Source organism: Roseovarius sp. A46, from assembly GCF_004126395.1.
In the GTDB taxonomy this organism is placed as follows: domain Bacteria; phylum Pseudomonadota; class Alphaproteobacteria; order Rhodobacterales; family Rhodobacteraceae; genus Roseovarius; species Roseovarius nitratireducens.
The window spans coordinates 126,275-149,902 of the sequence record NZ_PVWS01000002.1 but is presented as its reverse complement, the minus strand read 5'-3'; the positions used below and the strand labels follow the sequence as shown (position 1 = coordinate 149,902).

The following is a 23,628-nucleotide window of genomic DNA, read 5'->3' as shown; positions in this document are numbered from 1 at the left end:
TTTCGCGCTCAGGTGAAGGGGATCACCAGCCCGACGAGGATCAGCAGCAGGCCAGAGGCCGAATTGAGCCGCGCAATGGCCCTGGGGCTCTGCAACAGACGCCGCGCGCGATCGAGAAACAGCGCGAGGCCGAGGTTGCCCAGCATCGGCACGATGGCCGAGACCGCGAGGATGGCGGCGATGTCGGGCACCGTGACGCGCGAGAGATCGAAGAAGCCCGGCAGGAAGCCCATGTAGAAGAGGATCGCCTTGGGATTGCCGATCACCGCCGCCATGCCCACGGAAAACCCGGCCCAGAGACCGGGGCGGGTCATGCGGCTGTCGGCGCCGGGCACGCGCACCGGGGCGCGGAGCAAGAGCAGGCCCATCACGATGAACACCGCCGCCGCAACCCAGCGCAGGAGGCCGAGCGCGTCGCCATAGAGCGACAGCACCCAGGCCAGCCCCAGGATCGCGCAGAGCGGCCAGATCAGATCGCCCAGCGCCACCCCCACGGCAAGGGGCCACGCCCCGCGCATGCCCCCCGAGAGAGAGCGCGCGGTGAGCGCCACCCAGACCGGGCCGGGCACGGCCCAGAGCCCGGCCATCGCCGCCGCGTAGAGCATGAGGTCAAGGAGAGTGACCGTCATGGGGTCTCTGGCAGGGTGAGGCTGCCATCGGGGGCGAGCGGCCAGAAGGGATTCATCGCCAGTTCCCAGACATGCCCGTCGGGATCGGCGAAATAGCCGGAATAGCCGCCCCAGAACACCTTTTCGGGGCGCTTGAGCGGCGTGGCCTCGGCGGCGATGGCCCGGTCATAGGCGGCGTCCACCTCGGCCTCTGTGGGGAAATTCTGCGCCAGCGTCATCGCCCCGGTGCCAAGCGCCGCACCCGGCCGCCCCTGGTCGGCGGCTAGGTCGGATTTGCCAAACAGTCCGAGAACCAGCCCGTTCATCTGGTAGAAAACGACCTCGTCCTGCGCCGCCGCCGGTGTCCAGCCGAGGGCGGCGTAGAATGCGCGCGCGCGGTCGAGATCGGCGACGCCAAGGGTGATGAGGGTCACGCGCTGCGGGGTCATGGTGTGGCATCCTCCGTGATGTGGCTGGTGCCGTCGGTGTCGGTGACGCGGATGTGCTGTGCCCGGTCGCCCAGTTCGGCAAAAAGCTCCGGCCCGGTGCCGGTCATCCACGCCTGCGCACCGAGGCCGCAAACCTCGTCATAAAGCGCGGCGCGGCGGCCCGCGTCAAGATGGGCCGCCACCTCGTCCAGAAGCAGGATCGGCGGCGCCCCGAAATCGCGCGCCAGCGCGCGGGCATTGGCGAGGATCAGCGACACCAGAAGCGCCTTTTGCTCGCCGGTGGAGCACTCGGCGGCGGGCACGCCCTTGGCGGCATAGACGCCGTAAAGGTCGGCGCGGTGCGGGCCGACCAGCGTGCGCCCGGCGACGAGGTCGCGAAACCGGCTTTCGGCCAGCGCCTCGCGCAGGTCATCGGCGTCCTCGGGCATCTCGCCCTCGGTCTGGGTCAGCTCCAGTTCGGCGGTGGGAAAGGCCGTTTCGGCCTGCATCTGCGCGCCGGCGATGAGCGCCAGCGCCTGCTGCCGGTTGGCGTGCATCTCGGCCCCCGCCGCGGCCATCTGCCGCTCGAGGGCGAGATACCAGTGCGCGTCGCGCACCTGGTCCTTGAGCAGGCGGTTACGCTCGCGCATGGCCTTTTCATAGGCCAGAACCGCGTCGGCATGGCCGGGCACGAAGCTCATGGTCATCCGGTCGAGGAAACGCCTGCGCCCCTCGGCCCCCTCGATCCAGAGCCGGTCCATCGCCGGGATGAGCCAGAGCACGCGGGCGATGCGGCCCAGCGCAAGCTGCGCGGCGGGCTTGCCGTCGATACGGACCTGCCGCGCGGTGCCGTCCTCGGAGACGATCTCGACCTCGTGGACCTGGTGCAGGGACTGCAGGATGGCGGTAATCTTCCAGCCGAGGGATTCAGGGCGGCGCGCCATGTCCTGCGCCGCCGCGCGCCGCAGGCCCCGCCCGGGCGACAGCAGCGAGACCGCCTCGATCAGGTTGGTCTTGCCCGCGCCGTTGGGGCCATGGATCGCCACCGGCCGCGCATCGAGCATGAGCCGCGCGGATTTGTGCGAACGGAAATGCGAGAGGGTCAATTCCGACAGGTAGAGGCCGGGCATTCACGACCCTTTCATCTTGCCAGAAATATCCCCGCCGGAGGCTCCGACAGATGTCACACGCGCATCGGCATGACCACGTAAACCGCCGTCGTATCGTTTCCCTCGCGCATCAGCGTGGGATCGCCGGAGGAGTTGAACAGGAACACCGCGTTCTCGCGGTCCACCTGGCTGGCGATTTCCAGCAGGTATTTCGCGTTGAAACCGATCTCCAGCCGTTCGTCGCCATAGGCCACGGCCAGCTCTTCCTCGGCAGCGCCGCTGTCGGGGGCGTTGACCGAGAGGATCAGCCGGTCCTCGTCGAGCGACAGCTTGACCGCGCGCGAGCGTTCGGAGCTGACCGTCGCCACGCGGTCCACCGCCTGCGCGAACTCGGCGGCGTCCACTTCGAGACGGCGGGTGTTACCTTGCGGGATGACGCGGGTATAGTCGGGGAAGGTGCCGTCGATCACCTTCGATGTCAGGGTGATGTCAGGGGTGGCAAAGCGCACCTTGGTTTCGGAAACCGACACCGCGATCTTCATGTCGTCATCGTCGAGAAGCTTGCGCAGCTCTCCCACCGTCTTGCGCGGGACGATGACGCCGGGCATGTCCGCCGCGCCCTCGGGCAGGTCGGCGTCGATCCGGGCGAGGCGGTGGCCGTCGGTGGCCACGCAGCGCAGAACCTTGCCGCCATCGGCCTCGGAGACATGCATGTAGACGCCGTTGAGGTAATAGCGGGTCTCCTCGGTGGAGATGGCGAATTTCGACTTGTCGAACAGCCGCCGGAGCGTCGCGGCGGGGGCCGAGAAGTTGCTCGCGTATTCCGCCGAGGCCATCACCGGGAAGTCCTCTTTCGGCAGGGTGGCGAGGTTGAAATTCGACCGGCCCGCCTGCACCGCGAGCCGCCCCGAGGCCGCATCCTCGGACAGCGTGACAAGCGCGCCGTCGGGCAGCTTGCGCACGATCTCGTGCAGCATCACCGCCGAAACCGTGGTTGCCCCCGCGCGTTCGACCTGCGCCGTTGCCATATCCACGATCTCTATATCGAGGTCGGTGGCGCGGAATTGCACACGCTCGCCCTCGGCCTCGATCAGGACATTGGCGAGGATCGGGATCGTGTTGCGGCGCTCTACCACCGACTGCGCTTGCGCGACCGCCTTGAGCAGCGTGCCCCGTTCGATGCTGAATTTCATGCCCTCGCTCCTGTCAGATACCGCTCTCGCGCCGGGAGGGGCACGGTACCGAAATCCCCATCCGGCTCAAGCGTTTTGTGACGTTGTCAGCCGGATTTGCCACTGCGTCAAGGGCCGGGGACCGGACTGCCGCCTCAGGCCTCGAGCGAGCGGCGCAGCAATTCGAGGTCGTCGGCGATCTGGGCATCCTTCTGGCGCAGCTCGTCGATCTTCTTTACCCCGTGCATCACGGTGGTGTGGTCGCGCCCGCCAAAGCTGCGCCCGATCTCGGGCAGGGAGCGGCTTGTGAGTTGCTTGCACAGGTACATCGCCATCTGCCGCGGCCTGGCATAACAGCGGGTGCGCCGGGGGCCGACGAGATCGGACAGGCGAATGTTGTAGTGATCGGCCACCTTGCGCTTGATTTCTTCGACCGAGAGCTTGCGCTCGTAGCTGCGCAGCATGTCCGAGAGGCAGTCCTGCGTCAGTTCCTGCGAGATCGGCTTGCCCACCAGCGAGGCAAAGGCGAAGAGCCGGGTCAGCGCGCCTTCGAGAACCCGCACATTGGTGTTGATGCGATGCGCGAGGAATTCGAGCACGCCGTCCTCGATCGTGAGATCGGGCTGAGCCTCGCGGTAACGCTCGGCACGGTTCTGCAAAACGCCGAGGCGCAATTCGTAATCGGTGGGGTGCAGGTCGACGACGAGGCCGCATTGCAGCCGCGACTTGATCCGGTCCTCCAGCCGCGCGATCTCTCCGGGGGCGCAATCGGCAGAGATGACGATCTGCTTGTTCTGATCGACCAGTGCGTTGAAGGTATGAAAGAATTCCTCCTGCGTGCTGTCCTTGCCGGCGATGAACTGCACGTCATCTACCATCAGCACGTCGACCGAGCGGAACATCTGCTTGAAGTCCATGATCTTGCGGTCGCGCAGCGCCTGCACGAAGCGATACATGAACTGTTCTGCCGAGAGGTAAAGCACGGTCATGTCGGGCTGCTGCTCGACCAGATCCCAGGCGATGGCGTGCATCAGGTGCGTCTTGCCCAGCCCGACGCCACCGTAGAGAAACAGCGGGTTGAAGGTGGTTTCGCCGCCTTCGGCGACGCGGCGCGCGGCGGCATGGGCAAGCTGGTTGGGCTTGCCGACGACGAAGCTGTCGAAACGAAAACGATCGTCGAGCGGGGCGGAATGCAGCGGGTTGTCGCTGCGTGCGGCGCGCGCGGGGGCCGGTTTCGACGCTTGCGGCGTATCGGCACCGTTGACCGCGACACGGAAATCGAGCTTGCGCACAGCGGAATCGAGTTGTGACATCTTGTAAAGGATCAGGTCGCCGAAATGCTGCGCCACGTAGTTCCCGATGAACCGGGTCGGGACCGAGAGGGTTGCGACACCGTCGGACACCTCGGCGAATTCGAGCGGCTCTATCCAGTTGCGAAATTTGTTCTGCCCGACTGCCTGCCGGATCTGCTGCTTCAGCTCACCCCACTGTTCTTGTGTCATATGTCCCGTTCCGCTGCTCTTTTCTGCGCCATCGGACAGGTGCCCGATAACAGGTCAAAAATCGCAATCCGCGACGGAGGACAAAGGATATCGTCGACACCGGCCACTAGCCGGCACCTGACACAGACGCCTCTGCACACTGCATGTTGATGGAAAAATCCCTGCCTGCGACCCGTCCCAAAGCCACCGGGATCTCTCCGTCAAAATGCTATTAGACAGGGCCGGAAAGCGAAAAGGCTCTCCTCTGGCAAGCCGGGGCGAGATATCTGCCCCAAGCTAGCACTGGCCTGTCCCCCCAAGCGTGAATCGCACTTATGACGTTACCAACGCGGTGCGCGTCCAGACAACTCATCATTGCGCTTGACAGGACCGGGGGCGGAAAAGAATCTCTGGCTGTCGCACGGAGGCACAAACGCAAACGGGCACCGCCCCATGGCGATGCCCGTCCGATTTCCGTCCCTGGATGCGGTCAGCCCAGCGCCTTAACCCGTGCCGAGAGCCGCGACATCTTGCGTGCGGCGGTGTTCTTGTGGAAGACGCCCTTGGTCACACCGCGCATCAGTTCGGGCTGTGCGGCGCGCAGCGCGACGGTGGCGGCATCCTTGTCGCCGGAGGCGATCGCCTCTTCGAGCTTGCGCAGGTAGGTGCGTATGCGCGAGCGGCGTGCCTTGTTGACGGCATAACGCTTTTCGTTCTGGCGCGCGCGCTTCTTGGACTGGATCGTATTGGCCATGGGTGTCTGAACCTTTCCCGGGTCTATCAATGTCTGGTTGCACAGATACCCGGTCCTGCCCCGCCAAATCGGGGGCCTCGGTTCTTGCCTGGATAGCGGGCATCACGCGCATGTCTGGCGCAGCGTATACCCGAGTCGCAGGGAAATGCAACCCCGCTGCTTTGCGGGCCGTTATTCGCCCAGCTTGGCGTGGACTTCGTCGAGGTCGATCTCGCCCACAGGCATCTTGTTCGCCGGGTTCTCGAAATCGTATTTGAACACCTCGAAGTCGCGCTTGAATATCTCGTAGACCAGATGCATCGACAGGTCGTCGAAGTAATCCTCGACCGGGTGGGCGCGTTTCGGGCCGTGGCCCTCGGATTCGTTGAAGCGGGGAATCGTCTTGAGATCGACCTCGTGCGGGGTGTCGATCGCGGCCAGCACCTCGCCCATCCCCTCGTTGAATTTCTCGGTCCAGAATATCTTGTCGTAGCGCCCGCCGTTGACGATGAAGGTCGAGACATGGCCCGACATGGCCGACCAGTGGATATCGGGCTCCATCGGGCGCTTCCAGCGGATGGTGTCGCGGGCGAACAGCAGGAACCGGCGAAAGCTGCGGATCTGGTCGAACTCCTGCTTGCCGTCCTCGCCGCCCACCTCGATGCCGTATTTCTGGATGATCGTCGGCACCAGCTTGCCGCGATAGCGCCGCCCGTTGCGCTGGATGCCGCATATCTTGTCAAAGAACGAGGACAGGATGCGGGTATAGGGATTGCGCACGCAGGTGAAGGCATAGGAGCCGTGACTGCGCACGTTGGCCGAGATGATCTTCTGGCTGTCCTCGATGGCCCATTTGTGCATCCCCGACATGGCATCGTGGATATCACCGTCGAAGAACACGCCGTGATCGGAGTAATACATGATCTGGCCGATGGTCGAGCAGGCGCATTTCGGGACAACGCGGTAAACCACGCTCTCGCTCTCGGTCATCCATGTTCCGGGAAACCCCATGATCGCCTTGCCTCTCGCCCTGCCGCCACATCAAGATTGTCTAACCTCTTCAAAAAAACAACGAAAGCCTGTTTATTGGCGGGGCGTTCACCGCTATTGCTTTAGACAACGCCCGAAAAACGCAGGAAATCGTTTCCTTTATGGCAAGAATCGCCTTCATCCTGCTCTGTCACAAGGACCCCGAGGCCATCGTGCGGCAGGCACGGATGCTGACGGCGGCAGGCGATTACATCGCGATCCATTTCGATGCGCGCGCCAAACCGGAGGCGTTCGCGCAGATCCGCGACGGGCTGGCCGACAATCCCAACGTGGTCTTTGCCCGCCGCCGGATCAAATGCGGCTGGGGCGAGTGGTCGCTGGTGCAGGCCACGCTCCATGCCGTCGAGGCGGCGGTCGAGACATTCCCGCGCGCGACACATTTCTACATGCTCTCGGGGGATTGCGCACCGATCAAGTCGGCGCGCTATGCGCATGAGTTTCTCGATGCCAGGGACGTCGATTACATCGAGAGCTTTGACTATTTCGAAAGCGACTGGATCAAGACCGGGATGAAGGAAGAGCGGCTCGTCTACCGCCATTTCTTTAACGAGCGCACGCAGAAATGGCGTTTCTACACCTCTTTCGAATTACAGAAACGGCTACGCCTGACGCGCGCGATTCCGCATGACATCGACGTGCAGATCGGCAGCCAGTGGTGGTGCCTGCGCCGCCGCACGGTGGAATGGATCCTCGATTTCATCCGCAAGCGGCGCGACGTGATACGGTTCTTTCGCACCACATGGATCCCCGACGAGACGTTCTTTCAGACGCTGGTGCGCCATCTGGTGCCCGAGACCGAGATCGAGACGCGCACCCTCACCTTCCTGATGTTCACCGATTACGGGATGCCGGTCACGTTCTACAACGACCATTACGACATGCTGTTGGGGCAGGACTATCTCTTTGCCCGCAAGATCAGCCCCGAGGCGGTGGTGCTCAAACGGCGGCTTGGGACGCTGTACAGCAACGAAACGGCCAGCTTCAAGATTTCGGACGAGGGCCGTAATCTCTACAAGTTCCTCACCGGGCGCGGGCGCGAGGGGCGGCGGTTTTCCCCGCGGTTCTGGGAGGTCGAGAGCACCATCGGGCGCGACCGCGAGCTGATGATCGTGCTGTGCAAGAAATGGCATGTGGCCAAGCGGCTGGTAAGACGCATCCGCCAGATGACCGACATACCGGTGATCGAGTATCTCTTTAACGAGGAGGGCACCGCCCTGCCCAATCTCGGCGGCATCCAGGCCAGCCTTGTCAAGCGCACCCGCCATCGCCGCGCGCTGATGCGGATGCTGTTCGACTATTACGAGACCGACCGGCTCGTCGTCTGCATGGAACCTGCCAACATGGATCTGTTGACGGATTTTTGCAGCGACCGGGCCAAGACGCGGCTGCTTGAGATACAGTGCGATTTCTCGGACGCCTATCTCATCGGCCATGCCAGGCGCGTCGGGCTCGCAGGGGAACAGACCCAACGCGATACGCTGGAGCGGCTGCTGCCGACGATACGGGGCGATATCGTCCACGAGAGAGACCGCCTCCGCGATGCCGGTTTCGCCAATCACCTCATCATGCGGGAAAGCGACGATCGCGACCGCTCTGCCGATATGCTGGCGCGATTCCTTGATATTCCTGCCGAAAAGGCGCAGGAGATCGCCGACTTTGACCATCTTTTCGCGGATTGAGGAGACCACATGGCCTATACCTACGACGACCAGAACGTTTTCGCGAAAATCCTGCGCGGCGAGATTCCCAACAAGACCGTGCTGGAGACCGGGCACACGCTCGCCTTCGAGGACATCCAGCCGCAGGCGCCGGTGCATGTGCTGGTGATCCCGAAGGGGGCCTATGTGGACTACGCCCATTTCGTGACCGAGGCGAGCGATGGCGAGATCGTGGATTTCAACCGGACGGTGGCCGAGATTTGCCGCATGACCGGCGTCGGGCCAGGGATCGGCGGCAAGGGATTTCGGGCCATCACCAACGCCGGCGAGGACGGCGTGCAGGAGGTGCAGCATTATCACCTGCACATCATCGGTGGCCGTCCGCTGGGCCGGATGCTGCAAAGGACGTGATGCCCGAGACGCGCGCTTGCGGTGCCGGGCATCCGCGCCCATATGACCCGCAATTGCAGCGCGAACAGACGGGCAGGACATGAATTTTCGCAACCGCGTGGGCGGGTTTCTCGACACGTCGCTTTTCCAGAACGCCATTCTCGGCGTGATCCTGTTCAACGCGGCGATCCTCGGGCTGGAAACGGTCGAGCCGCTGATGGCGCGGGCGGGGGCGCTGATCGTCGCGCTGGACAAGTTGTGCCTGTCGATCTTCGTGGTGGAGATCGTGGCCAAGCTCTATGCGCGGGGGATCGCCGGGTTCTTTCGCCGCGGCTGGAACGTCTTCGATTTCGTGATCGTGGGCATCTCGCTGGTGCCGACGACGCAAGGGTTGTCGGTGCTGCGGGCGCTGCGCATCCTGCGCCTGTTGCGCGTGGTGTCGGTGGCCCCGTCGCTGCGCCGGGTGGTCGAAGGGCTGGTGACCGCGCTGCCGGGGATGGGCTCGGTGTTCCTGCTGATGGGGATGATCTTCTACATCGGGTCGGTGATGGCGACCAAGCTGTTTGGCGACGCGTACCCCGCGTGGTTCGGCGATCTCGGGCGCTCTGCCTATTCGCTCTTCCAGATCATGACGCTGGAATCGTGGTCGATGGGGATCGTGCGCCCGGTGATGGAGCAGTTTCCCTATGCCTGGGCGTTCTTTGTCCCGTTCATCATGGTTACCACCTTCGCCGTGGTGAACCTGCTGGTCGGCCTCATCGTCAACTCTATGCAGGACGCACATCACGCCGAGGACGTGGAAAAGACCGACACCTATCGCGACGAGGTGCTGAGCCGCCTCGAACGGCTGGAGGAGATGATGCGCGAAGGGCAGGAGGCGCGTGCCCGCGATTCCGCAGGTTCCGGGTCGCGCGACTGAGCGGGGCGGGGCAAGCTTGGGCCATCATTCCCGAGGAGGCCCGCCATGCCCAGGATCACCGCCCTGCCCACCGATCTCGTCACCGCCTGGCGTTCCGGCGCGCCCGACGCCTATGGCAACCCGCCCGAGCGGCAGGTGGCGCGCGGCAGCGGCAACCCCTGCCGCCATTGCCTCGATTTCATCCCGGAAGGGACGGAGATGCTGGTGCTCGCGCATCGCCCCTTTGCCGGGCTGCACCCCTATGCCGAGACCGGGCCGATCTTTGTCTGTGCCGCGCCCTGTGCGCGGTTCGAGGGCGCGGGCATCCCGCCCGCGTTGCGCGCGAGTCCCGACTACCTGCTCAAGGGCTATGGCGCGGATGAGCGCATCGTCTATGGCACCGGCAAGGTGGTGGCCGCCGATGCGCTGATGGACCATGCCGAATGGGCGCTCGGCTGGCCCGGGGTGGCCCATGTCGATGTGCGTTCGGCACGCAACAACTGCTTTCAGGCGCGCATCCTGCCGGGTTGAGGGGCGTGGGCGCGCTTGCGCCCCGCGCGCAGGCGCGCTAACCCGCCGGGGACAATATCGGGGTGACGGACATGAGCGACCTGCGCGAGAAATACCTGACAGCCATCGCCGGGGCCGAAGACGAGGCCGCGCTCGAGGCGCTGCGCGTGCAGGCCGTGGGCAAGAAGGGCGAGATCAGCCTGAAGATGCGCGAACTGGGCAAGATGAGCCCCGAGGAGCGGCAGGAAGCGGGGCCGCGCCTCAACGCGCTCAAGGACGAGATCAATTCGGCGCTCGCCGCGCGCAAGGCGGCGCTGGCGGATGCCGCGCTCGACGAGCGGCTGCGCGGCGAATGGCTCGACGTGACGCTGCCGGGGCGCCCCCGGCGTCAGGGCACGATCCACCCGGTGTCTCAGGTGACCGAGGAGGTCACGGCGATCTTTGCCGACATGGGGTTTGCCGTGGCCGAGGGGCCGCAGGTGGAGAGCGACTGGTACAATTTCGACGCGCTCAACATCCCCGGCCACCACCCTGCGCGCGCCGAGATGGACACGTTCTACATGCACCGTGCCGAGGGCGACGACCGGCCCCCGCACGTGCTACGCACCCATACCTCGCCGGTGCAGATCCGCACCATGCAGGCGCAGGGCGCACCCTTGCGGGTGATCGCGCCGGGCCGCGTCTATCGCGCGGATTACGACCAGACGCATACGCCGATGTTCCACCAGGTCGAGGGGCTGGCCATCGACCGCGATATTTCCATGGCCAACCTGAAATGGGTGCTGGAGGAATTCGTCAAGGCGTTCTTCGAGGTCGATCACGTCGACCTGCGATTCCGCGCCTCGCATTTCCCGTTCACCGAACCGTCGGCAGAGGTGGATATCCGCTGTAGCTGGGAGGGCGGCACGCTCAAGGTCGGCGAGGGCGATGACTGGCTGGAAATCCTCGGGTCGGGGATGGTGCATCCCAACGTGCTGGAGGCCGGCAATATCGACCCGAATGAATGGCAGGGCTTTGCCTTCGGCATGGGGATCGACCGGATCGCGATGCTGAAATACGGCATCCCCGATTTGCGGGCGTTCTTTGATTCAGACCTGCGGTGGCTGCGGCATTACGGGTTTGCCGCGCTGGATGTGCCGACGTTGCATGGCGGGTTGAGTAGGTGAATTGGGCAGTTGTCATAGCCGCAACCGTGACTCTTATTGGCGGGGTTTTCGTTTATCGCTGGCAGAAGGAGACTGACCGTCTCACAGAGTTAGCTAAAGAGCGTCGTGCCACTTATCGCGAGTTTATTGAGGCTATCGAAGAGTATATGCATGTGTTTTTCGATGGTGACGACACAGCGAGGCAAAAGGCATTCTCGAACTATCGCGTTTCAAAGCGAAAAGTAATCTTGCTTGGCAGTTCATGGGTGTTGAAGGCTATTGAAACACACGGCAAATGCTTAGCTGAGTGCCGAGCAGTAATGTCTGGCGAAAAAGAGGGATTAATGGAAGAATTGATTGAAAATATTAGAAAATCAGAAGATGAAATTATAGTCCAGATGCGGAATGATTTCGCGTATGGCATACATGTTGGTTTCTCAGACATCCTTCCGCTTCCCAGAGAACATAGAGAATGAATGGTGTTCTTCTAACGTGAAGACATCTCAGAACCCTCACCCCACCGTCATCACCTCTCCCCCCGCCGCCTCGGCGTCGGAATGGTCGTGGGTGACTTGCAGGACCGGCAGCGCCCGCTGGCGGGCGGTGTCGAACACCAGCGCGCGCACCTGCGCGCGCAGCCCGGTGTCGAGCTTGGAGAATGCCTCGTCGAGCAGCAGCGCGCGCGGCTCTGACAGCAACATCCGTTGCAGTGCCACCCGCGCCCGCTGACCGCCCGAGAGCGTGGCCCCGTCGCGGTCTGCAAATCCTTCGAGGCCGACCTCGGCCAGCGCCGCCTCTATCCGCGCGCGGCGGGCGGCGCGGCCCTTGACCTCGGGCTTCAGCCCGAAGGCGAGGTTGGCCCCGACCGAGAGATGCGGAAACAGGTATTCATCCTGGAACAGGATGCCGATGCGCCGTGCCTCTGTGGGCAGGCCCGACAGATCATGCCCGTCGAGCCGGATGCGCCCGGTCATGGTAAAGGCCGCATCGAGCGTGCCGGTGATCGCCGCGAGCAGCGTGGACTTGCCCGACCCGGACGGTCCCATCACCGTCAGCACCTCGCCGGGGCCGACCGTGCAATCGAGCGCGATGAGCCGCTCGGGGCCCAGCGAAATCGTCAGGTGCTCGAACCGCAGACCCTCATCCATCGCGCATCCCCTTTCTGTTGCGCCACGCGATCCGTGGCAGCAGCACGGCGAGCGCGAAGGGGGCAAAGGCCGCCGCCGTCTGCGCCAGCGCGTAGACGCCGATCGCCCGCCGGTCGCCGCCCGCGGCCAGCGCCACCGCCTCGGTGGTGAGCGTGGCCACGCGACCCGCGCCCACCAAGAGCGTCGGCAGGTATTGCCCCACCGAGACGGCAAAGCCAACCGCCGCCGCCACGAGGAGCGGGCGCAAGAGCATCGGCAGCCGCACCGCCCAGAGCACGCGATCCGGCCCCGCGCCCAGCGCGCGCGCCACGATGTCCTGTCGCGCGTCCCAAGCGCGCCACGGGTCCGACAGCGACAGGAAGACATAAGGCAGCACGAACACCAGATGCGCCAGCACCACCGCCGCGCGCCCGCCATCGACGCCCGTCAGGATCGATAGCGTCTGAAAGCCGGTGAGAAACGCCACCTGCGGCACGATCAGCGGCAGGTAGAGCAGCCACAGCGCCCGCGTGGCGGGGCGCAGGCCGTGTCGGTGCTCGGCCTCGAGGCTCGCCAGCGTCAGCAGCAGCGCCAGCCCGGTTGCCGCCCCGGCGATGAGCAGCGTCTCGATGCCGGGACCGGCCAGGCGCGGGCCGTGGCGATCCCAGTTGCGAAAGGTAAAGCCGTCGGGGAGCAGGTCTGGAAACTGCCAGAGACCGGCGAAGGACCAGACCACCTGCCCCCCCAGCCCCGCGATCACCGCGAGTGCGGCCAGCGCGCCCAGCACCAGCGCGCCCATGCGCAGCATCCGCCCGGTGCCGCGCCGCCCGCGCCCGCCGCGCACGATCCACGCGCGCCCGGCGCGGGCCACGGCCATCTCGATCAGCCGCCACAGGCCGAGGCCGAACAGCACCAGCCCCAGTTGCAGCACCGCCCCCGCCGCCGCCTGGAATCGCAGGGCGAGGTCGGGGTCGTTCATCCAGCGGACCACCTGCACGGCCAGCGTCGGCGGCGTGTTCGGCCCGAGGATGATCGCCACGTCCACCACCGACATGGAGAACGCCAGCACCGCGTAGACCGGCAGGCGAATCTGGCGGTAGATCAGTGGAAAGATCACCTTGAGCCAGCCCGTCACGCGCGCATAGCTCAGCGCCTGTGCCACCCGCAGGCTCTGGCCCGGGCGCACCTGCGTCAGCGCCGCCAACGTCATCAGCAGCAGGAAGGGCACCTCCTTGGTGACCAGCCCGAAAATGAGGCTGAGGCCCGCCGGATCCTGAAGGATCAGCAGGTCGGGCGGCTGCGCCCATCCCGTGAGGCCGGGCGAGAGCGCGCGGGCGATCCAGCCCGAGGGGGCGATGAGAAAGGCGAGGCCAAAGGCCGCCGCCGCGTGCGGCACCGACAGCAGCGGCGACAACAGCCGCTCGATGGCGGCGAAGGTCCGCGTGCCTGCCCAGCCCGCGCAGATCAGCGTGACGATGGCGAGCGACAGCGCCGTGGCGGCAAACCCCACCCCGAGGCTGAGCGCCACCGCGCGCGGCAGGCCCGGCCAGGCCGCGAACGCCTCGAAAGCGGCGAGGCCGAGGCTATGCCCGCCCAGCGCGGGCATGTAGCCCAGCGCCGGGGCGAGCGTGCCCAATAACCCCGCCAGCACCGGCCCCAGCATCACCGCCAGCGTCAGCAGCGGGGCCCAGTGCAGAAACCGCGCCCGCCGCGCGAGACGCGCCGGGACGGGGATGCTGGCAGCGGCGCGCACGCGGGCCTACTGGCCGACGCCGTAGCGCGCGGTCCAGTCCTGTTCCAGCCGCACCATCCAGGAGGGATGCGGCTCGGGCAGCGCCTCGCCCAGTTCGGCGGGGGTGAGCGTCGCCACGCCGAGTTCTATCGCGTCGAAGCGGGCGCGATCCTGCGCGGAGAGCTTGTCCATCGCCAGCACCGTGCCGTTGCCCCAAACCGCCGGATCCTGCTTGTGCGCCTGCGCCTCGGGTGACAGCAGGAAACTGGCGAGCACCAGCGCGCCCGCCTTGGCGTTGGCGTTGTAGGGGATGGCGATAAAGCTCGCATTGCCGATGGTGCCGCCGTCGAGCACGTAGCTGCGCACCGTGCCCGGAAGCTCGAAATTGGCGATGGCGTTCGACGGCTCGTTGGGGTTGAAGCTGAGCGCGAGGTCAATCTCGCCATCGTTCATGAGCTGGATCAGCCGCGGCCCCGATTGCGGATAGGCCGCGCCGCCGCGCCAGAGGTTGGGCGTGAGATCATCGAGGTAATCCCAGAGCGGCGCGGTGGCCTCGTGATAGCTCTCCTCGCTCACCGGTTTGGTCAGCACCGACGGGTCGGGGGCCAGCTCCATCACCGCCTGCTTGAGAAAGGTCGAGCCGAGGAAGTCCGGCGGCTGCGGATAGGCGAAACGGCCGGGATTGTCCTGCGCCCAGTCGCGCAGCGCGGGGATCGATCGGGGCGGCTCGGCCAGTCGCGCGGTGTCGTGGTAGAAGATGATCTGCGCCATCCCCCAGGGGGCCTCCAGCCCCTCGGTGGGCACGGTGAAATCCGAGGTCACGGCGGCCTTGCCGTCGACATCGACGTATTGCCAGTTGGGCAGATCCTCGGCCCAGGGGCCATAAAGCAGCCCCTGCTCTTTCATCGCCGCGAAATTCTCGCCGTTGATCCAGATGAGATCGACCGCGCCGCCGGAATCCTTGCCCGCCGATTTCTCGGCGATGACGCGGCTGACGGCGTCGGCGGTGTCCTTGAGCTTGACATGTTCGACGGTGACGCCGTAGCGCCCGGCCACCTCGTCGCCCGCCCAGGCGATATAGTCGTTGATGGCATTCGAGCCACCCCAGGCGTGCCAATAGACGGTCTGCCCCTCCGCCGCCCCGGTGATCGCGTCCCAATCCCTTGGGTCGGGTGTCACCTCTTGCGCCGCGAGCGGTGCGGCCAGCGCAAGGGCTGCCAGCGATGTCAGCATCTGTCGGATCATGTCGAGGTCTCCTGGTTGGGTTGTCTTGTTATAGTGTATTGGCCAGACGCGCGAAGTCCTGATCCAGCCGCGCCGCCGTCGCGGGGTCGAGATAGTGATCGACGCGGCCCCGGACATGGGCGATCAGCGCCGCCTCGCTCTTGTCCGCCGCCCAGTCCTCGCCATCCTGCGTCGCCTTGGCCTCTGCCCCCGACAGCACGCGCCATTTCGCGCACCACGTCATCGACCAGAGCCACATGGCGCGGCGCATCGGCAGGATCCACGGCGCGAAGGCGGCACGTTCGACTTCAGACAGGCAATCGAGCCAATGGTGGCACGCCTCCGCCACCTGTTCGGGCGTCAGCACGGCGTGGGTGGCCACGTCCCAGGTGGTCGAGGTGTAAAGCGTGGCATGGGCCAGATCGAGCGGCGGGGCGCTGTAGCGAGCCTTTTCCAGGTCGACCAGAACGGCGCGGCCCTCGGGCGTGATCAGGAAATTGCCGGGGTGCGCGTCGAAGGAGATGAGCCGCTTGGGCGGGCGCGGCCCATCGGCAGCCAGATCGCGCAGGGCGGCGATGTGGGTCTCGATGATTGCCCGCGTTTCCGGGTCCACCGCGTGCAGGTAGGCCGCCTGCGCCCCGATTTCCTCCAGCAGCTCGGCCAGCGGGTCGGCGGGGTCAAGGAGCGGCGGGCGCGTATCCTTCTCCGGGACCGGCAGGGCGTGGGTCGCGGCGAGGGCGGCCGTAATGGCGGGCAGATCCTCGGGCAGGCGGGCAACCCGCCCCGCGATCTCTTCCACCACCAGCCCGCCGCGCGGAAGCGCATCCGAGGGCGGCAGCACGGCGTGCAGGCGCGGGGCGTGGCCGGATGCACTCGCGCGGGTGAAACAGGCGGCCTGGTAGGCGAGGTTCTCGGAGGCCCCCAGTTGCATCTGGCTCTGCTTGGGCAGCCGCGCGATCCAGCCGGTGCCACCAAGGCGCACATGGTCGTGGGCGAGTCCGGTGTCGGGCATGAGCGCGGGCGTTCCGGGGGCGATGCCCGCCGCGTCGAGCGCCTGCGCCAGCGCCGGGATCAGCGCGGCGCGGCGATCCCCGGCGACCACGGTCATTCCGCCGCCCGCTTCGCTGCCAGCCGGTCGGCGCGGAGGCGTTCAAGCTCTGGCCCCAGTACCTTTTCGAAGAAGCGGTCGCAGCCGATGCAGAGGTTGCGATAGGGTTCTCCATCGGGCCGGGTGGTGCGCGATTCGTCGAGGAAGCGGGGCAAGTCCCAGCCATGCGTTATGCCCATCCGCTCGGGGTGGCCCATCGAGATCGCCTCGAACGCCGGGTGGCCGACGAGGCTGTCGAGGATGTCGTCCAACCGCTCCTCGCAGAGATTGCCCAGGGGGGCTGCGGTCTTGAGGCAACAGGGAAACACGTCGCCATTGGGGTCGATGGACACTTCCGACCCCGAATAGCCGCGATTGAGAAAGCCAAGCCCGCCCGACCAGACATTGCAGAAATTGTCGGTGATCCCGGCCTTGGAAAGCGAGTTTTCCCACGCCCGCCCGCGCGGCCATATCTTGCCGATCCAGGCATCCTCGGTCGCGCCGAACATGGAATAGACCGGCTGATCGTGGGTCTGATCGGCCCAGTTGCGGGTGGTCGAGGCCAGTGCGCTGTCGTGCATTCCCGCAGCCTCGAACATCTCGCGCAGCCGGTCGATGAGCGGCACGCGCTTTTCCCCCTCGTGGCCGACGTGAAAATCGTCCATCCCGGCGCAGGAAATCATCCAGACGCCGCGCGCCAGCAACTCGTCGATGATCTGCGGCGTGACCAGATCGCCGGTGGTCTGCACGATCACCCGCACGCCCTGCGCGCCATACTTGCGCTGGATCGCCTCCAGCGCGGGGTACAGGACCTCCTCGCGCACGGGATCGACCAACACCTCGCCCCCCGCGAGGATGATCCGGCTCGCGCGCCGCTCGTAGCCGCCCGGCGCGGTCTCGGACGGGGCATTCAGATCGAGATAGCTCAGCTCGTCGGGCAGGCTGTCCAGAACCTTGGGAAAGGTGGTGCGCGCCTCGTCCACCACCTCGCGCAGCGCGCCGCGAACGTAGGGGCGAAAGCGCGCCTCGTAGCAATGCTTGCAGCGGCGGTGGCAGGCCCAGCACAGGACGTAATAGATGCTTTCCATGCGCGGTGCGCTCCTTTCCGTCGGTCGCGGATTGGGTGACACAGAAGATATGGCAGGGAAACGCACCCGCGCCAATTCTCACGGGATTGTCAGGGCGTGGCCCGCGTCAGACCCCGACATGGCGCTGCGTGATCTCGGGCGTCAGCGCCGTCATCGTCCCCTCCCACACCGTGCGCCCACGCGCGAGGATCACCGCGCGATCGGCGATGCGCGACAGTTCCTTCAATGATTTATCCACCAGCAGGATCGCCATGCCGGTCTCCTGCCTGACGGTGTGGATCGCGGACCAGATCTCGGCGCGCACCACGGGGGCGAGCCCCTCGGTCGCCTCGTCGAGAATGAGCAGGCGCGGGTTGGTCATCAGCGCACGCCCGATGGCCAGCATCTGCTGCTCGCCGCCCGAGAGAGAGGCGGCGCGCTGTCCGGCGCGTTCGGCCAACCGGGGAAAGAGGGCGTGCACGCCCTCCATGCTCCACGGACCGGGGCGCGCGGCGGCGGTAAGGTTCTCGGCCACCGAGAGCCCGGCGAAGCAGCGTCGCCCCTCGGGCACCAGCCCGAGCCCCATGCGCGCCGCGCGGTGCGAGGGCATGGCGTGCAGGTTGCGCCCGGCGAAAGTGAGCCGTCCCTCAGAGGGGATCATCCGGCAGATCGCCTTGACGGTGGTGGTCTTGCCCATGCCGTTGCGGCCCATCAGCGCGACGACCTCGCCCTCGGCCACGCTGAGATCGACACCGAACAATGCCTGGCTTGCGCCGTAGCTGGCGGTGAGGTCCGAGAGCGCGAGCAGCGTCATGCCGCGTCCCCCAGGTAGGCCGCGCGCACCTCGGCGCTGGCGCGCACCTCGGCCACGGTGCCGGTCATCAGCACGCGGCCGTAGACCAGCACGCTGATGCGGTCGGCAAGGGCAAAGACCGCGTCCATGTCATGCTCGACCAGCAGGATCGGCGCCTCGTGCCGCAGCGCGTCGAGCAGGCGGGTGAGGTCCGCCGACCCCTCGGTGCCGAGGCCGGCCATCGGCTCGTCCATGACAAAGGCGCGCGGCCCCAGCGTCAGCGCCACCGCAACCTCTAACTGACGCCGCTGCCCGTGACTGAGATCGGCCACGCGGCGGTGACGCGCCTCCGCCAGCCCGACCCGGTCGAGCGCCGCCTCGGCCTGCGCGACCAGCGCGGGACGGCTCAGCGCCGCGCGCCAGAAGCGCCACGGGCTGCCCGTCGCGCCGAGCGCGCCCAGCACGGCGTTTTCCAGCACGCTATCCTCCATCGCCAGCGCCGAGACCTGGAACGTGCGCGCCAGCCCAAGGCGCGCGCGCTGCGCCACGCTCAGCCCGGTGACGTCCTCGCCCTGAAGCCGCACCTCGCCGCTGTCGGGCCGCAGCGCGCCGCAGAGCTGCGCGATGAGAGTGGATTTGCCCGCCCCGTTGGGGCCAATCACGGCGTGTATCTCGCCCGGTCGCAGATCGAGCGTGACCGCGTCATTGGCCACCAGCGCGCCAAAGCTCTTGCTCAGCCCGCGGGCCTCGAGCACCGGATCAGCCATGCCCGGCCCTCCGCGGCGACACGAGCCCGACGATCCCGCCGCGGGCATAGAGCACGATCACCAGCAGGATCAGTCCCAGCCAGACCTGCCAGAAATCGGTGACCTGGCCGAGGAAATGCTCGAGCATCACGAAAAGGCCCGCACCCACCACCGGCCCGATGATCCGCGCCACGCCGCCGAGGATCACCAGCACGATCAACTCGCCCGACAGGTGCCAGCCGAACATGGCCGGGCTGACGAACCGGTTGAGGTCGGCATAGAGCGCGCCGGCGAGCCCCGCGATCGCCCCCGAGATGATAAAGGCCACCAGCCGCAGGCGCATCGGGTCGAACCCGACCGCCTCGGCGCGGGCGGGGGCCTGCCGCGCGGCACCCAGAGCGAGGCCGAAGGGCGAGCGCGCCAGCCGCGCGCTGAGCCACAGCACCACGCAGAGCAGCGCAAAGCACAGCCCGAAGAACTGAATCGGGTCGAGCGTGTTGAGCCCTGGAAAGCCATTGCGCACGTAGATCGACAGACCGTCCTCGCCGCCATAGGCGCTCCACGAGATGGTGAAGTAGTAGAACATCTGCGCGAAGGCGAGGGTGATCATGATGAAATACACCCCGCTTGTGCGCAGCGCCAGAAGCCCTATCGGGACAGCCACCAGCGCCGAGACCGCGACCGCCGCCAGCCAGATCACCGGCATGGATTTCGTTCCCGCCACCTCGAACAGCCCGAGATCGAGCGGCGTGTAGGTCTGCGCGTGAAAGGCGAGAATGCCCATGACATAGCCGCCGAGGCCGAAGAACAGCGCGTGACCAAAGCTCACCAGCCCGCCGAGGCCCAGCGCGATGTTGAGCCCCGCCGCCGCCAGCGCGAGGATCGCCACCCGCGTGGCAAGCGTGATGGTAAACGGCTCGTCGGTGGCCGTGGCGAGCAACGCGACACCGCCCAGCACCGCCAGCACGCCGAGGCTCAGCACCCTTTCGCCGATCATGCCCGCACCCCGAAGAGCCCCGTGGGCCGCCACACCAGCACCACGCCCATCAGCACGTAGATCGCCATCGAGGCAAGCGACGCCCCGATGGAGGTAGCCGTCGCCGGATCGGTGAACAGGCCAAAGAAGGCGGGCAGGAACACGCCGCCAAGCGTCTCGGTCAACCCCACCAGCAGCGCGCCGACAAAGGCGCCCCGGATCGAGCCGATGCCGCCGATCACGATCACCACGAAGGCGAGGATCAGCACCGGCTCGCCCATGCCGACCTGCACCGACTGGATCGCGCCCACCAGCGCGCCCGCCAGCCCCGCCAGCGCCGCGCCGAGCGCGAAGACCAGCGTGTAGAGGCGCGAGATGTCCACGCCCAGCGCCGCGATCATCTCGCGGTCGTTTTCGCCGGCGCGGATGCGGATGCCGAGGCGCGTGCGCTCGATCAGCCACCACAGGCCCAGTCCCACCGCCAGCCCGATGCCGATCAGTACCAGCCGGTAAAGCGGATACTCGATCCCACCCGGCAGGGTCACCGGCCCCGACAGCGCGGCGGGGATGTCGAGATAAAGCGGAAACGAGCCGAACACCCAGCGCACACCTTCGGAGAAGACGAGGATCAGCGCGAAGGTCGCCAGAACCTGGTCGAGATGGTCGGCGGCGTAGAGCCGCCGGATCACCGTCACCTCGATCAGCGCGCCCGCGGCGGCGGCCGCGACAAGCGCCGCGACGAGGCCCAAGAGGAAAGAGCCCGTCAGCCCCGCCACGGCGGCGGCGGCGAAGGCCCCCACCATGTAGAGCGAGCCGTGCGCGAGGTTGATGAGCCCCATGACGCCGAAGATGAGCGTGAGCCCCGCGGCCATCAGGAACAGCATCACGCCAAGCTGCACCCCGTTGAGGATCTGCTCGATGACGAGGATGAGAGACATGTCCTGCTCGTTATTGTCCCGGCCCGCCGCGATGTGCGCGACGGGCCGGGAGAGTGGCTTACATCTTGCACTCGGCCGCGTAGGCGTCGGAGTGGTCCTCAAGTGCTGTACCGATCACCTCATTGGTGAACACGTCGCCTTCCTTGATGACCTTGCGCGCATAGATGGTCTGGATCGGGTGGTGGTTCGGCCCGAACCGGAACTTGCCCCGCACCGAGTCGAAATCGGCCGCCCGGAGCGCCTCGCGGAACGCATCGGCGTCCGACGGGTCGGCCTTTTCCAGCGCCGAGATCAGCAGGTTGGCGGTGTCGAAGCCCTGGCTGGCATAGAGCGACGGCAGGCGGTCATACTTGGCCTCGAAGCGCTCGACAAAGGCGGCGTTGGCGGCGTTGTCCAGGTCCTTGGACCATTGCGAGGTATTCACCACACCAAGCGCGGCGGGCCCCACGGCCTGAAGTATCCCCTGGTCAAAGCTGAAGGCCGGGCCCACGACCGGCAGGCCGACGCCCGAATCCGCATATTGCTTGAGGAAGGAAATCCCCATCCCGCCGGGCAGGAAGAAGAACACGCTGTCGGCGCCGCTGGCGCGGATCTGCGCGATCTCGGCGGCATAGTCGGTCTGGCCCAATTGGGTGTAGATCTCGCCCGCGACCTCTCCTTCGTAGAACCGCTTGTAGCCGGTGAGCGCATCCTGACCCGCCGGATAATTGGGCGCGAGGATGAAGCTGTTTTCATACCCGGCGCTGTTGGCATAGGCCCCGGCGGCCTCGTGCAGGTTGTCGTTTTGCCAGGCGACGTTGAAATAGTTCTCGTGACAACCCTTGCCCGCGAGCGCCGACGGCCCGGCATTGGGCGAAAGGTAGACCTTGCCCTGCGCCACCGCGCCGGGGATCACCGCCATCGCGAGGTTGGACCAGATGATCCCGGTGAGCACGTCCACCTTTTCCGACTGGATCATCTTGTCGGAAAGCTGCACGGCGATGTCCGGCTTGCGCTGGTCATCCTCGATCACGACCTCGATATCATCGCGTCCAGATTGCTCGATGGCGAGCATGAAGCCGTCGCGCACGTCGATGCCGAGGCCCGCGCCGCCGCCCGAGAGCGTGGTGATCATGCCCACCTTTACATCGGCCGAGGCCACCCCGGCCCCGAGCGCCAGAGCGGCGGCTGTTGCCAACAGTTTCTTCATTCTTCCGGTCTCCCTGTTTCTTGGTCCCCGGCCATTTGGGTCGCCCGTCCCCGGCCGAAAGGCAAGTGAAATCGCCCCGTCCGGCCACCCTGGCTGCGGCATTACGTCATGCCATTTATCAGCGACGAACCACCGTTGTCACCTGCCTTGCACGGGACTGCGTCGCCGTCTGGGCCAATAAAATGAGGCGATAGACAAGGATGGTGCATCTCTTGGCACAGGGGTCATGACAATGCACCGTGGCCCTATTTGGGCATCTCGAACCCCCCTTTTGGTCAGATAATTTTACCAGAACCCTTGTTTTTGTAAAACCGCACGATACGATGGCGACGCTGCGGGGGGCCATGTGCACCGAATCGCCTGTGCGTGTATGCGCGCATGTGCCATCCACACGGGAGTTGCTTATGCAAATTGGGAGGAAACCATGACAGACAAGGCGAAGTTTGACCGCCGTTCGTTCCTGCGCCGCGCCGCGGTGGGGGCACCGGTGGCAGCGGCGAGTACGCTCGCGGCCCCGGCGGTATTGGCGCAGGCGCCAATCGTGCTGAAGATGCAGACATCCTGGGGTGCCGGGAACATCTGGCAGGAGTTCGCACAGGACTATGCCGACCGGGTGGAGGAAATGTCCGGCGGACGCCTCAAGATCGACGTGCTGCCCGCGGGCGCCGTCGTGGCCGCGTTCCAGGTGCTCGATGCCGTGAACGACGGTGTTCTCGACGCCGCGCATTCGGTGCCGGTCTACTGGTACGGCAAGAGCAAGGCGGCCTCGCTCTTCGGAACCGGCCCCGTTTTCGGCGGCTCTGCCACCACGATGCTGAGCTGGTTCTACGAAGGCGGCGGCAAGGCGCTCTATGACGAGCTGACCCAGGACATCCTCGGGATGGACGTGGACGGCTACATGGGCTTCCCGATGTTCGCGCAGCCCTTCGGCTGGTTCAAGGGCGAGGTGAACACCGCCGCGGACCTCGAAGGCTTCAAGTATCGTACCGTGGGCCTCGCGGCGGACCTGCTGCAATCCATGGGCATGTCTGTGGCACAGCTTCCCGGCGGCGAGATCGTGCCCGCGATGGAGCGTGGCGTCATCGACGCGTTCGAGTTCAACAACCCGTCCTCGGACAAGGATTTCGGCGCGCATGACGTGGCGAAGAACTACTACCTGTCGTCCTACCACCAGGCGTCGGAAAGCTTCGAGTTCCTGTTCTCCCGCTTCACCATGGAAGAGCTGGACCCGGATCTCCGTGCGATCCTGAAGTACGGCGTCGAGGCCGTGTCGACCGCGAACACCGCCAAGGCGATGCGTCGCTACTCGGCAGACCTCAAGTGGCTCCAGGAAGAGGCCGATGTCACCGTGCACCGCACCTCGGAAGACATCCTGGCGGCACAGCTCGAGGCCTGGGACAAGCTGATCCCCGAACTCGAGGCCGATCCGTTCATGAAGAAATGCCTCGACAGCCAGCGCGCCTGGGTCGAGCAGGTCACCTTCTATGAACTGATGAACGCGCCCGACCTGGCGCTTGCCTACGATCACTACTTCCCAGGCAAGCTCAAGCTCTGAGCGGAGGCAAAG

24 protein-coding genes are annotated in these 23,628 nt (G+C 66.0%); 7 read left to right on the top strand and 17 right to left on the bottom strand.

Translation table 11 applies throughout. The annotated features are described in order from the left end of the window. Positions 1 to 8: 8 nt before the first annotated feature. The 7 genes from C6W92_RS02130 to C6W92_RS02100 form a co-directional block, all read right to left on the bottom strand. Positions 9 to 629, bottom strand: a complete 621-nt coding sequence (locus C6W92_RS02130; protein ID WP_129431422.1) for a LysE family translocator — start codon at positions 627 to 629, stop codon at positions 9 to 11. Next, positions 626 to 1,057 carry a VOC family protein gene (locus tag C6W92_RS02125; RefSeq protein ID WP_129431421.1) on the bottom strand — a complete coding sequence of 144 codons (432 nt, stop codon included), beginning with the start codon at positions 1,055 to 1,057 and terminating at the stop codon, positions 626 to 628. Before C6W92_RS02125 ends, C6W92_RS02130 begins: the two co-directional genes overlap by 4 nt. Continuing rightward, the gene (recF, locus tag C6W92_RS02120) at positions 1,054 to 2,166 is read right to left on the bottom strand and encodes a DNA replication/repair protein RecF (RefSeq protein ID WP_129431420.1); all 1,113 of its coding nucleotides are present in this window, start codon (positions 2,164 to 2,166) and stop codon (positions 1,054 to 1,056) included. The genes C6W92_RS02125 and recF overlap by 4 nt, the downstream gene beginning before the upstream one ends. A gap of 53 nt (positions 2,167 to 2,219) precedes the next feature. Continuing rightward, positions 2,220 to 3,338: a DNA polymerase III subunit beta gene (dnaN, locus tag C6W92_RS02115; protein ID WP_129431419.1), complete on the bottom strand. Its 1,119-nt coding sequence runs from the start codon at positions 3,336 to 3,338 to the stop codon at positions 2,220 to 2,222. 134 nt (positions 3,339 to 3,472) lie between these two features. Then, entirely contained in the window at positions 3,473 to 4,819 is a 1,347-nt protein-coding gene (dnaA, locus tag C6W92_RS02110; protein WP_129431418.1) for a chromosomal replication initiator protein DnaA, read from the bottom strand. Between the two features lie 469 nt (positions 4,820 to 5,288). Further along, entirely contained in the window at positions 5,289 to 5,552 is a 264-nt protein-coding gene (gene rpsT, locus C6W92_RS02105) for a 30S ribosomal protein S20 (RefSeq protein ID WP_129431417.1), read from the bottom strand. A 171-nt stretch (positions 5,553 to 5,723) separates the two neighbouring features. Further along, positions 5,724 to 6,542 (bottom strand): sulfotransferase family protein, encoded by an 819-nt coding sequence (locus C6W92_RS02100; RefSeq protein WP_129431416.1) that lies wholly within the window; start codon positions 6,540 to 6,542, stop codon positions 5,724 to 5,726. A 140-nt stretch (positions 6,543 to 6,682) separates the two neighbouring features. Between C6W92_RS02100 and C6W92_RS02095 the strand changes: the two genes are divergently transcribed. From C6W92_RS02095 to C6W92_RS02070, 6 genes are all read left to right on the top strand, one after another. Further along, on the top strand, positions 6,683 to 8,260 hold the full coding sequence (locus C6W92_RS02095; protein WP_129431415.1) for a DUF5928 domain-containing protein: 1,578 nt from the start codon (positions 6,683 to 6,685) through the stop codon (positions 8,258 to 8,260). A 9-nt stretch (positions 8,261 to 8,269) separates the two neighbouring features. Beyond that, complete coding sequence (locus tag C6W92_RS02090) at positions 8,270 to 8,650, top strand: HIT domain-containing protein (RefSeq protein WP_129431414.1); 381 nt, start codon at positions 8,270 to 8,272, stop codon at positions 8,648 to 8,650. Positions 8,651 to 8,729: 79 nt separating this feature from the next. Further along, positions 8,730 to 9,548 (top strand): ion transporter, encoded by an 819-nt coding sequence (locus tag C6W92_RS02085; protein WP_129431413.1) that lies wholly within the window; start codon positions 8,730 to 8,732, stop codon positions 9,546 to 9,548. 45 nt (positions 9,549 to 9,593) lie between these two features. Further along, positions 9,594 to 10,058 (top strand): DUF1203 domain-containing protein, encoded by a 465-nt coding sequence (locus C6W92_RS02080; RefSeq protein WP_129431412.1) that lies wholly within the window; start codon positions 9,594 to 9,596, stop codon positions 10,056 to 10,058. Positions 10,059 to 10,129: 71 nt separating this feature from the next. Continuing rightward, positions 10,130 to 11,203, top strand: a complete 1,074-nt coding sequence (pheS, locus tag C6W92_RS02075; RefSeq protein ID WP_104018257.1) for a phenylalanine--tRNA ligase subunit alpha — start codon at positions 10,130 to 10,132, stop codon at positions 11,201 to 11,203. Then, complete coding sequence (locus tag C6W92_RS02070) at positions 11,200 to 11,658, top strand: hypothetical protein (protein WP_129431411.1); 459 nt, start codon at positions 11,200 to 11,202, stop codon at positions 11,656 to 11,658. Before pheS ends, C6W92_RS02070 begins: the two co-directional genes overlap by 4 nt. A 36-nt stretch (positions 11,659 to 11,694) precedes the next feature. Here C6W92_RS02070 and C6W92_RS02065 read toward each other — a convergent pair whose 3' ends face one another. The 10 genes from C6W92_RS02065 to C6W92_RS02020 all read right to left on the bottom strand — a co-directional run bounded on the left by C6W92_RS02065 (position 11,695) and on the right by C6W92_RS02020 (position 22,061). Beyond that, positions 11,695 to 12,330 (bottom strand): ATP-binding cassette domain-containing protein, encoded by a 636-nt coding sequence (locus C6W92_RS02065; protein WP_129431410.1) that lies wholly within the window; start codon positions 12,328 to 12,330, stop codon positions 11,695 to 11,697. Then, complete coding sequence (locus C6W92_RS02060; RefSeq protein WP_129431498.1) at positions 12,323 to 13,972, bottom strand: ABC transporter permease subunit; 1,650 nt, start codon at positions 13,970 to 13,972, stop codon at positions 12,323 to 12,325. Before C6W92_RS02060 ends, C6W92_RS02065 begins: the two co-directional genes overlap by 8 nt. Before the next feature lie 96 nt (positions 13,973 to 14,068). Further along, complete coding sequence (locus C6W92_RS02055; RefSeq protein ID WP_241691043.1) at positions 14,069 to 15,286, bottom strand: ABC transporter substrate-binding protein; 1,218 nt, start codon at positions 15,284 to 15,286, stop codon at positions 14,069 to 14,071. 28 nt (positions 15,287 to 15,314) lie between these two features. Next, complete coding sequence (locus C6W92_RS02050) at positions 15,315 to 16,373, bottom strand: aminoglycoside phosphotransferase family protein (protein WP_129431409.1); 1,059 nt, start codon at positions 16,371 to 16,373, stop codon at positions 15,315 to 15,317. Further along, positions 16,370 to 17,440 (bottom strand): SPASM domain-containing protein, encoded by a 1,071-nt coding sequence (locus C6W92_RS02045; RefSeq protein WP_129431408.1) that lies wholly within the window; start codon positions 17,438 to 17,440, stop codon positions 16,370 to 16,372. The genes C6W92_RS02050 and C6W92_RS02045 overlap by 4 nt, the downstream gene beginning before the upstream one ends. A gap of 106 nt (positions 17,441 to 17,546) precedes the next feature. Then, positions 17,547 to 18,233 (bottom strand): ABC transporter ATP-binding protein, encoded by a 687-nt coding sequence (locus C6W92_RS02040; RefSeq protein WP_129431407.1) that lies wholly within the window; start codon positions 18,231 to 18,233, stop codon positions 17,547 to 17,549. Beyond that, the gene (locus C6W92_RS02035; RefSeq protein ID WP_129431406.1) at positions 18,230 to 18,979 is read right to left on the bottom strand and encodes an ABC transporter ATP-binding protein; all 750 of its coding nucleotides are present in this window, start codon (positions 18,977 to 18,979) and stop codon (positions 18,230 to 18,232) included. Before C6W92_RS02035 ends, C6W92_RS02040 begins: the two co-directional genes overlap by 4 nt. Next, positions 18,972 to 19,955 carry a branched-chain amino acid ABC transporter permease gene (locus C6W92_RS02030; protein ID WP_129431405.1) on the bottom strand — a complete coding sequence of 328 codons (984 nt, stop codon included), beginning with the start codon at positions 19,953 to 19,955 and terminating at the stop codon, positions 18,972 to 18,974. Before C6W92_RS02030 ends, C6W92_RS02035 begins: the two co-directional genes overlap by 8 nt. Next, entirely contained in the window at positions 19,952 to 20,872 is a 921-nt protein-coding gene (locus C6W92_RS02025; protein WP_129431404.1) for a branched-chain amino acid ABC transporter permease, read from the bottom strand. The genes C6W92_RS02030 and C6W92_RS02025 overlap by 4 nt, the downstream gene beginning before the upstream one ends. 58 nt (positions 20,873 to 20,930) lie before the next feature. Further along, a complete protein-coding gene (locus C6W92_RS02020) occupies positions 20,931 to 22,061 on the bottom strand; it encodes an ABC transporter substrate-binding protein (RefSeq protein ID WP_129431403.1) in 1,131 nt (376 codons plus the stop codon). Positions 22,062 to 22,485: 424 nt separating this feature from the next. Between C6W92_RS02020 and C6W92_RS02015 the strand changes: the two genes are divergently transcribed. Beyond that, positions 22,486 to 23,616: a TRAP transporter substrate-binding protein gene (locus tag C6W92_RS02015; RefSeq protein ID WP_129431402.1), complete on the top strand. Its 1,131-nt coding sequence runs from the start codon at positions 22,486 to 22,488 to the stop codon at positions 23,614 to 23,616. The last annotated feature ends 12 nt before the right edge of the window (positions 23,617 to 23,628 follow it).